This is a genomic window from Afipia sp. GW823-FHT06G09 (genome assembly GCF_058794875.1).
Genome location: NZ_JBXAHF010000002.1, coordinates 491,296 through 504,675 on the forward strand (window position 1 = coordinate 491,296; position 13,380 = coordinate 504,675).

Consider the following 13,380-nt stretch of genomic DNA (forward strand, 5'->3'; position numbering starts at 1 on the left):
CGGCTTTCGGGATCATGCGCTAGGCGAGATGCAGGGCGGTCACGATCAGATCGATCGCCTTGATGCCAATGAACGGAATGATGATGCCGCCGACGCCGTAAATCAGCAGGTTGCGGCTGAGCAGCGCGCCAGCCCCGATCGGCTTGTAGGCGACGCCTTTCAGCGCGAGCGGGATCAGCGCGATGATGATGATCGCGTTGAAGATGATCGCCGACAGGATCGCGCTTTGCGGGCTCGACAGGTTCATGATGTTGAGCGCCTGCAGCTGCGGATAGAACGCAAGGAAGATCGCCGGGATGATGGCGAAATACTTCGCCACGTCGTTGGCAATCGAGAACGTGGTCAGCGCGCCGCGCGTCATCAGCAACTGCTTGCCGATTTCCACGACCTCGATCAGCTTGGTCGGGTTCGAATCGAGATCGACCATGTTGCCGGCCTCGCGGGCCGCCTGCGTGCCGGTGTTCATCGCCACGCCGACATCGGCCTGCGCCAGAGCCGGCGCGTCATTGGTGCCGTCGCCGCACATGGCCACCAGCTTGCCCTTGGCCTGCTCGTCGCGAATGAGCTTCAGCTTGTCCTCGGGTGTCGCCTGGGCGAGGAAATCATCCACGCCCGCTTCGGCAGCGATGGCCGCCGCGGTCATCGGGTTGTCGCCGGTGATCATCACGGTGCGGATACCCATGCGGCGCAATTCGGCAAACCGCTCACGAATGCCGCCCTTGATGATATCCTTGAGGTGAATCACGCCCAGCAGCCTGCCGTCACGCGCGACCGCCAGCGGTGTGCCGCCCGATTTCGCGATCTCATCGGCAATCGTCTGGATTTCCCGGACGGCGTCGGCGCCAACCGCGGGAGAAATCGCACGAACCGCGCCGCCCGAGGCAACTGCCGCGCGCGAGCCGCCGTTGATATAGTTCAAAATCGCATCAACTGCGCCCTTGCGCACGGCTGAGCCGCCGGCATCGACGCCGCTCATGCGGGTCTGCGCCGTGAACGGAACGAAGGTGGCACCAAGCTCGCCCATGTCGCGGCCACGGATGCCATACTTCTCCTTGGCGAGAACAACGATGGAGCGGCCTTCCGGCGTCTCGTCGGCGAGCGACGCAAGCTGCGCAGCATCCGCAAGCTCCTGCTCGGTCACGCCGTGCACGGGACGGAACGCCGTCGCCTGGCGATTGCCGAGGGTGATGGTTCCGGTCTTGTCGAGCAGCAGCGTGTCAACGTCGCCCGCGGCCTCGACCGCACGACCCGACATGGCCAGCACGTTGAAGCGCACCAGCCGATCCATGCCGGCAATACCGATGGCGGACAGAAGCGCACCGATGGTGGTCGGGATCAGGGTGACGAACAATGCCACCAGCACGACGACCGACACCGATCCGCCGGCATAGGCGGCATAGCTTGGGATCGTGACCGTCGCGAACACGAAGATGATGGTCAGACCCGCAAGCAGGATGTTCAGCGCGATCTCGTTCGGCGTCTTCTGCCGCTCGGCGCCTTCGACCAGCTTGATCATGCGATCGATGAAGGTCGAACCCTGCGCCGCGGTGATGCGGACGCGAATCCAGTCGGACAGAACCTGCGTGCCGCCGGTCACCGCCGAGCGATCGCCGCCCGACTCGCGGATCACCGGAGCCGATTCGCCGGTGATCGCCGCCTCGTTGACCGAGGCAACGCCTTCGATGACTTCGCCGTCGGACGGGATGTTGTCACCCGCCTCCACCAGCACGATGTCGCCGACCTTCAGGCTGGTGCCGGGCACCAGGTGATAAGTCCGGTCCGATCCCGAGCCGGTCAGCAGCTTGGCCTGACTTTCGGTGCGGGTCTTCTTGAGCGACTCGGCCTGGGCCTTGCCGCGGCCCTCGGCGACGGCTTCCGCGAAGTTGGCGAACAGCACCGTGAACCAGAGCCACAGAATGATCTGGAAGGTGAAGCCGAGGTCGTCGCCGCCGGTCAGCAGCGCGCGCAGAAAGATAACCGTCGTCAGCGCGGCGACGACTTCCACCACGAACATCACCGGATTTCTGACCATCGCCCTCGGATCGAGCTTGGCGAAAGCCGACCAGATCGCGGGAAGGACAATCTTCGGATCGAGCATTGCCGATCCCGTCGTCCGCTTTTGCAGTTTCAAGGTTTCCATGAGTGTCACTCCAAAAGGGATCGATCAGAACAGGGTGTTCGCGGTCATCGCCAGATGCTCGACGATCGGCCCGAGCGCGAGCGCCGGGAAGAACGTGAGGCCTCCAACGATGAGGATCACGCCGACAACGAGCCCAACGAACAGACCGCCTGTTGTGGGAAGCGTGCCGGCGGACGGCGGGATCGACTTCTTCTGTGCGAGCGATCCGGCCAGCGCCATGGCGGGCACGATCATGAAGAAGCGGCCGACCAGCATCGAGCACGCCAGCGTCAGATTGTAGAACAGCGTGTTGCCGGTGAGGCCGCCGAACGCCGAGCCGTTGTTGCCGGTCGCGGATGTGAAGGCATAGAGCACCTCGCTGAAACCGTGCGGCCCTGCATTGGCCATCGAGGCGACGGCCGACGGCAGAACGACGGCGACCGCGGTCCAGCCCAGATACATCAGCGGCAGGATCAGAATGGCGAGCATCGCCATCTTGACCTCACGCGCCTCGATCTTCTTGCCGACATATTCCGGCGTGCGCCCGACCATCAGACCGGCAACGAAGATGGCCAGCACGACAAACAGCAGCATGCCGTAGAGACCGGCGCCGACACCGCCGATGATCAGTTCGCCGAGCTGCATGTTGATCAGCGGGATCATGCCGCCGAGCGCGGTGAACGAATCGTGCATGGCGTTTACCGCGCCGCAGGAGGCCGCAGTGGTGATGACGGCGAACAGCGACGATGCAACGATGCCGAAGCGGACTTCCTTGCCTTCCATGTTGCCGCCGGTCAGGCCGAGCGCGTGCATGATCGACGTGCCCGAGGCCTCCGCCCAGTAGGTGACGGCGACGCCGGCAATGAAGAGCACGCCCATGGCGGCCAGAATGGCCCAGCCCTGGCGCTGGTTGCCGACCATGCGGCCGAATACGTTGGTGAGCGCCGCGCCGATCGTGAAGATCGAAAGCATCTGCACGAAGTTTGACAAGGCCGTCGGATTCTCGAACGGATGCGAGGCATTGACGTTGAAGAAGCCGCCGCCGTTGGTGCCCAGCATCTTGATCGCAATTTGCGACGCGACCGGACCGACCGCGATGGTCTGTTTGGCGCCCTCGAGCGTGGTCGCGTCGACATAGGCGCCGAGCGTTTGCGGAATGCCCTGCCAGACGAGAAACAGCGCGTACACAACGCAGATCGGCAGCAGCACGTACAGCGTGGTGCGGGTGACATCGACCCAGAAATTTCCGACGGTGCGCACGGACGAGCGGGCGAAGCCGCGGATCAGCGCCACGGCGATCGCGATGCCTGTCGCGGCCGACAGGAAGTTCTGATGGGTTAGGCCGAGCATCTGGGTCAGATACGACAGCGTGGTCTCGCCGCCGTAGTTCTGCCAGTTGGTGTTGGTGATGAAGCTGACGGCGGTGTTGAACGACAGGTCCGGCGCGACGGCGGACTGCTCCATCGGATTGAAGGGCAGAACAGCCTGGAAGCGCATCAGCGCATAGAGAATCACGAAACCGCCGACGTGAAAGAACAGCATCGCGACCGTGTAGGTCAGCCAATGCTGCTCACGCTTCTCATCGACGCCGCCGATCCAGTAGAGCCCTGCCTCAACAGGGCGCAGGATCGGCGAGAGAAACGTACGCTCGCCATTGAAGACGCGCGTCATATAGCCGCCGAGCGGCTTCGCCAGCGCGACGATAATCGCGCAGAACAACAGAATTTGAATCCAGCCAATGACAGTCATGGTCGTGTGCTTTCGTGAAATTGCGCGCCTGTTCGCTCGAGGAAGCGGCGCTTAGAACCGTTCAGGCCGCAGCAGCGCGTAGGTCAGGTAAAACAGCAGCCCGGCGGAAACGACGCCGGCGAGTGCGTAATCGAAGATCATGATCGTTCTCCCTCAGAGTCTGTCGCAGGCGTAGGCGTAGCCCACCGACAACACGAAGAAGCCCAGTCCGAGGGCCAGCATGATGACGTCCAACATTGAATGCTCCTTGCGGTGCGACGGCACCATCGATGCCGGCGCTGTCTCATGTGTCTCAACCGAAGCACGAGCACATCCCGCAGCTTCTGCACGGGATGGAATGGCATCTGCGCCATAGAGTTTCGAGATGGGCGGGAACGCGACGTTATAGGAATCTTATAAAGGTTCCGTGGGTTCCGTTGCCCCACTGCTGTATCGGCCGGCCGGCACCGCAAAGGCCGTATATACTCCGAACAGCAATAAGCTGCGTCCCGATTGCTCTGGATTTGGCCGGAATTGCTCTATGACTTTGCCGGGACCATTGCTTGTCGTGGTGACCGGGATCGCGCCGGAAGCCCTTTCCACAAATCATGCCGCCCGTCCGGTCCAGCCGGCTTCAGCTTCGATCCTGGCTGTGGACCACAAAGCCCAACGGTAGCGGCGAAAGCCTGTTTCAGGCGGCCGCTCCCCATCCGGTCGAGATGACGCTGCAGAATGGCAGGACTGGATGCGTGCTGCGGATCGGCGATCGCATTACAGAGTTCCGCACTGGTCTTGCGGAAGAAACTGAAGCCGGTTGATCGCGCGTCCCGCCCGTCGATCTCGGTCGCGATTGCATGGACCGCCAGCCTGTCGTTGTTATCCAGCGTGACCGCAAATCGCAGCACCGCCAACAGCCAGGACTGTACCAGCTTCTCATTGTGCTCGCCGGTGTCTGTCATACGCTTCAGCCGCAGTTCAACGACACAGGCCTCGCGCCGTTGCAGACAAGCGCTACGGCCCGCGCAACCTCCGCTTTTGCCGGCTCTGTCAGTTCAACAAGCGGCAGACGGAGACGGGGCGACATCAGGCCAAACAGGCTGAGCGCATACTTCAGCGGAGCGGGAGTAGCCTCCCGCAGCAATGCATCCGTCAGTTGCCCGATCCGGAATGCGGAATGCCGCGCAAATCGCAATTCACCCTGCTTGCAATTGAGATACAGTTGCCGGCAGAGTTCCGGCACGACGTTCGATGTCACCGACATGCATCCGTCGCCTCCGTGAACCAGGAAGGCCGGCGCGGTCCTGTCGTCTCCCGACAGCAGCCGGAAATCCGGCCGAACCAGCGGCCGCAAACGCAACGGGCGCGCAACATCGCCGGTTGCATCTCTCACGCCGATGAACTGATCCGACTCAGCCAGCCGTACGAGAGTGTCATCCGCCAACTCGCGGACCGTTCGGGATGGAACATCATGCAGAATGATCGGCAGCCGCGTCGAATCCGCGATGGTCCGGAAGTGGGCATAGATGCCCGCCTGCGTCGGCTTGTTGTAGTAAGGCACCACGGACAGCACGGCGTCGGCGCCGTCCGCCTCGGCCCGCCTGGACAACTCAATGGCCTGGCTCGTTGAGTTGGAGCCCGCGCCGGCAATGACCGCCGCACGGCCGCGTGAAGCCCGGACTGCGATACGAACAAGGGCCGAATGCTCCGGCGGCGACAGCGTCGAGTCTTCGCCGGTCGTTTCTCCGACCACAAGCGCTTTCGCGCCGGCCGCGATCTGACGCTCGCACAATTGCCTGAACGCGGCCGCGTCGATTTCGTCGTTGTCGTCGAACGGTGTCGGCAGATCGGCGATGTAGCCGGCTAACCAGGGAGCCGGATGGTTCATCATCGAAGGCATTTTTTACGCCGCTTTGGCCATGTGGCTGAAACCGTGCCGGTGCGCCGCGAGCACGAATTGCCGATGGCATTTCACACCGGCCTGGATTCGAAAGCCGAGCTGCTCCAGCCTGTCCCGAACCTTCAGGCCAAGGCCTTTCTCACAGGAATCGATCACGACGGCGATCGTCGCGTTGGCACTCAGAAAATGAGAAATCTGGGTCAACGCGGTTTCAAGGGCGTGAAGCGAATGTTGACCGACGACGAGGCCAATCGAATACTGCGCCCGTGGCACACAGGTGAGTGTCGTCGCGACCCGGAAATAGCCCCGGCGCCGCAGTTCAAGATCGATTTCCGCACTCTCGCTGCCGGCGACGGCAATCCGGTGAAGGCTGGACGGGCGTGTGAGTTCGATCATGGTTCGGATGATCTGCTCGCGCGCGGGATCTGATACTGGCTTAAGCATTGTCATGTCCTGACTGGCAGGGTTGAAACGATGCCTCACGCGGCCCGCCGCTGAGCGGCGCTTTCGTCGTTGGCGCGTGCCGGCGCGAGATCAGAGGGGTGTGGCGTCCGGCCCATGTCGATCTCGAGTCCATTTGGTGCCGTCACCACGGCCTCGGGCCGGTGGCCATTCTCGAACAGTGCATATCGAATCGCCTCGGCGCGGTTAATGAAAAGGCCGCCGAAAAGACCGTGCTCTTCCTGGGCAACCCAGTTGCCGCGACTGTTTTTACCGACAAATACAAGTCCGGAGCGACACGACGGAGGTTCAGTCTGCTTCACGATTCGTCTCCTGATGAGAGCCTTGTTGGAGAGATGGAGGACTGCCTGAGGGCAATCCCGTGGAGTTTCACTCCGCCAATATCCGATCACCGGCATATGAATTCGAGAACAGAGCCATGGCTGTCTCATAGGGAAAGTAAAGTAATGGAGGATGGGGGTTGCGAGTTGCGGGTCAGGTGCCGCTCGCCTGATTGATGGTCAGCGTCAGGCAGTAGAGGGCGCCATAAGCGGCGCCCTCATCCCAGTGCGTCAGCGTGGAACCCAACGGCAATTCTCTGCGCACTATCGCAGCGAGGGTGCACAGGATCGTCGAGAACCACAACAGCGCCGCAAGGCTCCTGCCGAAACCGACACTTCCCAGCGTCGCGAAGACGCAGAGGACGACGATCCGCAAACAGAACCGGACAAACACTTGCACGGATATCGCGCCGTTCGGCGTGTTGGGTGACTGCGCCATGTCTTGGAAGCGTTTCTTTGGATCCAGCCCGAACACCTTCACGCAGCTACCGCGATTCAGGTGAAATTCTCGCAGGAAACTGAAGGCTGCTGCGGCGAGACACCGAGACCGGTGGCACGGCGCGCGTCTTCGGCAGTTTCGCCATCGCGCCTCTTCGCTTCGACGAATGCCTTGAGCAAAGCCAGCGGCAACTCGGAATGGCTGGTCTCGACTGCCTGATCCAGCCAATCAGGAAGATCGCGCTGGAGGGAGAGCGCGCAGTGCCATTCGCCCTCGTCATACACCAGGCGACGCAGCCTCCATCGCGGCAGTTCTGTCTCCATGAGCATCACGACCGCGTCAGTCCAGGCGCCGGCCTCTATCAGCTCGCGAAGGTGCGCAGCGGCGCGGCCCTGACCCGAAACCGGAAGGCGATCGCAGCATTCCGCGATGATCTCCGACACAAGAGCGGCCGTCACCACATCGGTGGACTGCAAGCGATCCGCGGCTCTGTCCAGCCGTTCGGCGTGCGTGAGATGGAATAACATGGCGGCCTCCTCTCGATAGCGACCACGCATGGTCACGCTATCCAGATGAGCGAAACGTCATTGGAATTCGAGAGGGAAGCGCTGCCGCGAATATAGCCATTTCATAGGATTTGCAGGCGCTCGATATAGGCGGCTCATCGACAGGCGCGCGGCCGTCAGATCTGCCAGAGTGCCCGCGACGTCGGGAAACTCACTTCCGCGAGCCGCGCCGCGTCCTCATTCTGGTCGAGAGCGACATACTGGCCCTGCCAGTAGGTCAGCGCGGGTTTACCCGGCGAGACTCTCAGATCGAGCACACGCCCGATCACAATGGCATGCGAATGACGCTCGACGACATGCTCGACTTCGCAATCGAACGCAGCCAGCGCGCCGGCCAGCAACGGCACGCCGGAAACGAGGCTGATCCACTCGGCGCCGGCAAAGCGCTCCGCGCCCTTCAGCCCGCCGATTCCGGAAAACCGCTCCGCGATGTCGATATGATCGGAGCTGAGGATGTTGACGCCGAACACGCCATGCCGCTGAAGCAACGGCCATGACGACGCCTTGCGGTTGATGCTGACGATCAGCGTCGCCGGTTCAACCGACAGCGACGACACCGACGTCACGGTCATGCCGGAGAGATCGTTCCCCCGCCCCGCCGTGATAACGCTGACGCCGCCCGCCAGCGAGCGCATCGCGCTCCGGAAATTATCGGCCGACGCTTCGATCCTGCTTTCGCGAATATTCCGGACCACCGAATTCATGACAGCCTCATGCGCCGGCAGGTTCGCCGGTTTCCCTGAGCAACTCGCGAAGGATAGTGCCTTCGAGCGCGGCGAGCTCCGCCGAGCCGCGCTCGCGCGGGCGCGCCAGATCGACATCGATATCCTGTGCAATGCGGCCGTCGTCGATGACCAGCACACGATCGGCCAGGGCCACGGCTTCCGACACGTCGTGCGTTACCAGGATCGCGGTGAACCCCTGATCGCGCCAGACGCGTTCGAGCAGCCGCTGCATGGAGATGCGCGTCAGTGCGTCAAGCGCGCCGAGCGGCTCGTCAAAGGCCAGAACCCGCGGATGGCTGACCAGCGCACGCGCCAGCGCCACCCGCTGCTTCTGCCCGCCCGACAGAACAGCCGGCCACTGCTCCCGCTTGTCATCGAGTCCGACCTCGATCAGCGCCTCATCCGCCCGCGTCTTCGCGTCGGTGGTGTCGCGGTCGCGCCCGAGCCCGACCTCGACATTCGACAATACCCGCGCCCACGGCAGCAGCCGCGGCTCCTGAAACATGACGCGAACATGATCGCCGGGATTGCCCTCATGATCGCCGAACTCGATTTTGCCCGCCGTCGGCTTGTCCAGTCCCGCGATCAGACGCAGCAACGTGCTCTTGCCGCAACCGGACTTTCCCACGATGGCGACAAACTGCCCCGCCGGAATATCGAGATCGATGCCGCGCAGCACTTCGTTGTCGCCGAAGGATTTGCGAACACCGCGAATGGTCAACGATAACGCGCGGGACGCGACGGGCTCCCGCCGGTCTTCCCGAACGAATGCCGCGCGGCGGATCAGTTCCGCAGCCTGCAAACTTTCGGCGCTCGAGGGCACAAGCCGGACAAGTTGCTGCATGAGAGCCTCAATGTTTCTGAAACGCCGGGTGCCAGGACAGCGTAAACCGCTCCAGCACGCGCGCGGTTGAGTCCGCCACCTTGCCGAGCAAGGCGTAAATCAGGATGCTCAGGACAACGACATCGATCAGCATGAACTCGCGCGCCTGCATCGCCATGTAACCGAGCCCGGACGACGCCGCGATGGTTTCCGCCACGATCAATGTCAGCCACATGATGCCGAGCGCAAAGCGCAGGCCCACAAAGATCGACGGCAGCGCACCCGGAAAGATCACGCGGCGAAACAGCTCGCCGTTGCCCATCCCGTAAATCCGGCCCATTTCGATCAGTTGCGGATCGACCGTGCGGATGCCGTGCAGCGTGTTGAGATAGATCGGGAAGAACACCCCGAGGGCGACCAGGAACAGCTTGGCCGACTCGTCGATCCCGAACCACAGGATCACCAGCGGGATCAGCGCGAGATGCGGGACATTGCGCACCATCTGCAAGGTGGTGTCGGTAAGCTTGCTGCTGAGCTCCGAGAGCCCGTTGGCCAAGCCGAAGATGAATCCAATGCCGCCGCCAATCAGAAAGCCGACGCTCGCGCGCCAGAAGCTGACCCAGATGTTACGGACGAGTTCGCCGGACAGCAGCAGCTTCCACCCCGCCACCGCAACATCAGAGGGCGCAGGCAGGACACGTGCGGATACGAAACCGGTGACGCAGGCCACCTGCCAGACCAGCAGAATGACCAGCGGGACGATCCACTGCGTCAGGCCATCGGCCCGTGGAATGCGAAAGCTGCGCGACCGCGCCTGTGACAGGGATTCGGCGAGACTCATGACGACGAGGCCTGTTTCTGAGGGCGGAAATCGTTGCCGATGGTCTCTCCGAACGGTCCGGTGTTGACGCGCAGGTGCGCAACGTTGGACCGGTTCAGGTTGAGCAGCGGGAACACCAGCTCGGCAAAGCGATAGGCCTCTTCGAGATGCGGATAACCGGAGAGGATAAAGGTATCGACACCGACGTCCTGATATTCCTTGATCCGCGCCGCCACCGTCTGCGGATCGCCGACCAGCGCGGTGCCCGCGCCGCCGCGAACGAGACCGACACCAGCCCAAAGATTTGGGCTGATCTCGAGCTTGTCGCGGCGCCCGCCGTGAAGCTGCGCCATGCGCTGCTGGCCGACGGAATCCATCCGCGAGAAAATCTTCTGGGCCGCGGCGATAGTGTCGTCCGTAACGTACTGAATGAGCTCGTCCGCTGCGCGCCACGCCTCTTCGTTGGTCTCGCGCACAATCACATGCAGGCGAATGCCAAAGGAGAGCTTGCGGCCCTTCCTGTCGGCAGCGGCCTTCACCCGCGCAATCTTCTCGGCGACCTGCGCCGGAGGCTCGCCCCAGGTGAGATACTTGTCGACGGTATCGACGGCGACGTCGATGCCGGCGTCCGACGAACCGCCGAAATAGAGCGGCGGACGCGGCGACTGGATCGGTTCGAACAGCAGCCGCCCGTCCTCGATCGAGATATGCTTGCCTTTCACGTTGACGGTCTTGCCCGCGAGCAGATCGCTGTAGACGTTCAGGAACTCGCGCGTCACGGCGTAGCGTTCATCGTGACCCAGGAAGATGCCATCCCCCTTGTTCTCGACCGGATCGCCGCCGGTCACGACATTGATCAGCAGCCGTCCGTTCGAGACGCGATCCAGTGTCGCGGTCATGCGCGCCGCCACGCTCGGCGACTGCAGACCGGGACGCACGGCGACGAGATAGCGCAGTCGCTCTGTCCATGGCGCAACTGCCGATGCCACGACCCACGAATCCTCGCAGCTTCGCCCGGTCGGCAGCAGGACGCCGAAGTAACCGAGTTGATCGGCAGCCTGCGCGATCTGGCGCAGATAGTTGAAATTCACTTCGCGTCCGCCGGTGGTGGTGCCGAGATAGCGGCTGTCGCCGTGCGTCGGCAGAAACCAGAGAACGTTGGCGGGAGTCGTATTCGCACTCATGATCCGGACTTTCTTGCAACGTCGGAAATCTTGATGGCCTTCGGGATCAGGCCAAGCGAGAAGAACGTGTCTGCAACCTGCTGCTGCTCGGCAATCACGTTGTCGCTGATCGGCTTGATGCCGTAGGACTGACGTTTCAGCGCCAGTTCGAGCACTGGCACCGGCAATCCCACCGAGGGACTGAGCTGCTCGGCAACCGCCTTGATGTCGCCTTTCGCCCAGTCGTCGACTTCGCTCAGTTGCGCGAGAACCAGATCGACGACCTTCGGGTCGGCATTGAGAAATTTCTGCGATGAAAAATAAAACTGATAGTTGGAGACGATGCCGGTGCCGTCCGCGAGCGTGCGCGCCTGCGTCGCCACTTCCGCCGCTGCCTGGAACGGGTCCCAGATCACCCAGGCATCGACCGCGCCCTTCTCGAAGGCTGCGCGGGCGTCAGCCGGCGCAAGGAACACCGGTGTGATCTCGCTGTACTTGACCCCGGCCTTTTCCAGCGCCTTCACCAGAAGGTAGTGAACATTGGAACCCTTGTTCAGCGCGACCTTCTTGCCTTTCAGATCGGCGATCGATTTCAGCGGACTGTCTTTTGGAACAAGGATGGCCTCGCCTTGCGGCGCGGGCGGCTCATAGGCGACGTACTGGATCGGTGCGCCGGCCGCCTGCGCGAAAATCGGCGGCGCCTCCCCGGTGTTGCCGAAATCAATCGCGCCGACGTTGAGCGCTTCGAGCAGCGGAGGACCGGACGGAAATTCGGTCCAGACGACGTTATAACCAAGCGCCTTCAGCTTGGCTTCGAGCGAGCCCTTGCTCTTCAGCAGCACCAATTTGCCGTACTTCTGAAAACCGATACGGACGACCTTGTCCTGCGCCTGAGCCGGAGCAGCCGGCAGGAGCGCCGTAAGCACCAACGCTGCCGTGGCAGAGGCCATCAGGCCAAGCTTCGTAAACGCGCGACGGGTGTGCATGGAAATATCCTTTGAAGGAGAATGGTGATGACGCATCAGGTCTGCGCCGGCTTCCAGACGATGTCCCGGACGGCGATCTTCTTCGGGATCAGTCCGAGCTTGTGGAAGCGATCGGCAACACCCTGCTGGGTTTCGATGATGCCGTCGGTCACGGGACCGATGGCGAACGACGCGCGGCTCGCAGCAAGCGCTTGAATATCGAGCGGCACGCCGGTGATTTCATGCAGGGATTTTGCCACTGCGTCGCGATTGCTCTCCGCCCAATCCGCGGCCACCGCCAGGCCCGCTATCACTTCGCGCAGCAGTCCCGGCTGCTTGCTGGCAAAGTCACGATTGGCGATGAAGAAGGCATTGGTTTTCGCGACCTCATACGCGTTGATGAGAATGCGGGCATTCTGCTTCTTCTCGCCGATCGCGAAGTAAGGGTCCCACACCGCCCATGCATCGATGCTGCCATTGGCAAACGCGGGTCCCGCGTCCGGCGGCGTCAGATAGACAGGAGTGATGTCTTCATAGGTAAGCCCTGCCTTCTCGAGGGTCTGTACGACAATGTTGTGTGCGCTTGAACCCTTGGTAAAGCCGACACGCCTGCCCTTCAGATCGGCGATGGTGCGGATGGACGAGCCGGGCGGAACCAGAATGCCCTGCCCGTTGCTGATCGGCGATGCCGCCGCATAGACGATATTGGCATTCGCGGCCTGCGCGAAAATCGGCGGCGAATCCCCCACCGCGCCGAAATCCGCCGCACCGTTGCTGATGGCTTCGAGCAATGGCGGGCCCGATGTAAACTCGATCCACTTGACCGACACACCGCTGGCGGCAAATCGCTTCTCGATAGTTCCCTGCTGGCGCGCGATCACCAGAACGCCGGTCTTCTGATAGCCAATGCGAACTTCTCTCGGCGCTGACTGCGCGAACGTCGCCACCGGCGACGCCGCAGCGGCGATGACCGCCGTCGACAGTTTCAGAAATTCTCGCCGCTTCATTCCAGATCTCCCGCACATACCTGCATTCGCTGTCTGGAATGATGATCATGCGAATTGGGGGTGTCGAGTGCTCCACAAAAATAGCGATGCCTGCGCTGCCGTTATGCGCGCGCTCAACACGAATGTTTCAGAAAGCACACAGAACGCAGATTGATTTTTCTGCATCGATTTTCATCACGCCGGGGTGAGCCGAACAAGACACAGCCTTGAAGCCCCTGATCCCTCATGCGCGCACAACAAACAACAATTTGTCGTCGCGCATTCATTTCACGCCGCCGTTGAAATTGAGAATGAAACGCGCGGCGGGTATCGGAACTTTGGCAACTCATTGTCCGGCTTGTTTTCT

15 protein-coding genes are annotated in these 13,380 nt (G+C 62.2%); 1 reads left to right on the forward strand and 14 read right to left on the reverse strand.

Annotation, left to right across the window (positions count from 1 at the left end; all coding sequences use genetic code 11):
• Positions 1–19: 19 nt before the first annotated feature.
• From kdpB to dapA, 5 genes are all read right to left on the reverse strand, one after another.
• Complete coding sequence (kdpB, locus tag AC1Q67_RS09900; RefSeq protein ID WP_492234247.1) at positions 20–2,140, reverse strand: potassium-transporting ATPase subunit KdpB; 2,121 nt, start codon at positions 2,138–2,140, stop codon at positions 20–22.
• A 24-nt stretch (positions 2,141–2,164) separates the two neighbouring features.
• Positions 2,165–3,868 carry a potassium-transporting ATPase subunit KdpA gene (gene kdpA, locus AC1Q67_RS09905; RefSeq protein ID WP_492234246.1) on the reverse strand — a complete coding sequence of 568 codons (1,704 nt, stop codon included), beginning with the start codon at positions 3,866–3,868 and terminating at the stop codon, positions 2,165–2,167.
• A gap of 51 nt (positions 3,869–3,919) precedes the next feature.
• Positions 3,920–4,009, reverse strand: coding sequence for a K(+)-transporting ATPase subunit F (locus AC1Q67_RS09910; protein WP_034461992.1), 90 nt, complete (start codon positions 4,007–4,009; stop codon positions 3,920–3,922).
• A gap of 377 nt (positions 4,010–4,386) precedes the next feature.
• Positions 4,387–4,806 carry a hypothetical protein gene (locus AC1Q67_RS09915; RefSeq protein WP_024575726.1) on the reverse strand — a complete coding sequence of 140 codons (420 nt, stop codon included), beginning with the start codon at positions 4,804–4,806 and terminating at the stop codon, positions 4,387–4,389.
• A gap of 5 nt (positions 4,807–4,811) precedes the next feature.
• Entirely contained in the window at positions 4,812–5,744 is a 933-nt protein-coding gene (gene dapA / locus AC1Q67_RS09920) for a 4-hydroxy-tetrahydrodipicolinate synthase (RefSeq protein WP_492234245.1), read from the reverse strand.
• On the opposite strand from dapA, the gene AC1Q67_RS09925 reads away from it, so the two are divergent.
• Entirely contained in the window at positions 5,724–6,173 is a 450-nt protein-coding gene (locus tag AC1Q67_RS09925; RefSeq protein WP_492238151.1) for a hypothetical protein, read from the forward strand. The two genes, dapA and AC1Q67_RS09925, sit on opposite strands and share 21 nt — an antisense overlap.
• 50 nt (positions 6,174–6,223) lie before the next feature.
• Here the strand turns inward: AC1Q67_RS09925 and AC1Q67_RS09930 are convergent, their stop codons facing one another.
• The 9 genes from AC1Q67_RS09930 to AC1Q67_RS09970 all read right to left on the reverse strand — a co-directional run bounded on the left by AC1Q67_RS09930 (position 6,224) and on the right by AC1Q67_RS09970 (position 13,034).
• Complete coding sequence (locus AC1Q67_RS09930; protein WP_024575723.1) at positions 6,224–6,508, reverse strand: hypothetical protein; 285 nt, start codon at positions 6,506–6,508, stop codon at positions 6,224–6,226.
• 172 nt (positions 6,509–6,680) lie between these two features.
• Positions 6,681–7,007, reverse strand: a complete 327-nt coding sequence (locus AC1Q67_RS09935) for a hypothetical protein (RefSeq protein ID WP_492234244.1) — start codon at positions 7,005–7,007, stop codon at positions 6,681–6,683.
• Positions 7,008–7,021: 14 nt separating this feature from the next.
• Positions 7,022–7,492: a hypothetical protein gene (locus AC1Q67_RS09940; RefSeq protein ID WP_492234243.1), complete on the reverse strand. Its 471-nt coding sequence runs from the start codon at positions 7,490–7,492 to the stop codon at positions 7,022–7,024.
• 155 nt (positions 7,493–7,647) lie between these two features.
• Positions 7,648–8,235, reverse strand: a complete 588-nt coding sequence (locus AC1Q67_RS09945) for a flavin reductase family protein (protein ID WP_492234242.1) — start codon at positions 8,233–8,235, stop codon at positions 7,648–7,650.
• A gap of 7 nt (positions 8,236–8,242) precedes the next feature.
• Positions 8,243–9,100, reverse strand: a complete 858-nt coding sequence (locus tag AC1Q67_RS09950; RefSeq protein WP_492234241.1) for an ABC transporter ATP-binding protein — start codon at positions 9,098–9,100, stop codon at positions 8,243–8,245.
• Between the two features lie 7 nt (positions 9,101–9,107).
• A complete protein-coding gene (locus tag AC1Q67_RS09955) occupies positions 9,108–9,920 on the reverse strand; it encodes an ABC transporter permease subunit (RefSeq protein ID WP_024575718.1) in 813 nt (270 codons plus the stop codon).
• The gene (gene ssuD / locus AC1Q67_RS09960; protein ID WP_492234240.1) at positions 9,917–11,083 is read right to left on the reverse strand and encodes an FMNH2-dependent alkanesulfonate monooxygenase; all 1,167 of its coding nucleotides are present in this window, start codon (positions 11,081–11,083) and stop codon (positions 9,917–9,919) included. The genes AC1Q67_RS09955 and ssuD overlap by 4 nt, the downstream gene beginning before the upstream one ends.
• Complete coding sequence (locus tag AC1Q67_RS09965; protein WP_492234239.1) at positions 11,080–12,048, reverse strand: sulfonate ABC transporter substrate-binding protein; 969 nt, start codon at positions 12,046–12,048, stop codon at positions 11,080–11,082. Before AC1Q67_RS09965 ends, ssuD begins: the two co-directional genes overlap by 4 nt.
• A gap of 35 nt (positions 12,049–12,083) precedes the next feature.
• Positions 12,084–13,034: a sulfonate ABC transporter substrate-binding protein gene (locus AC1Q67_RS09970; protein ID WP_492234238.1), complete on the reverse strand. Its 951-nt coding sequence runs from the start codon at positions 13,032–13,034 to the stop codon at positions 12,084–12,086.
• Positions 13,035–13,380 lie beyond the last annotated feature (346 nt).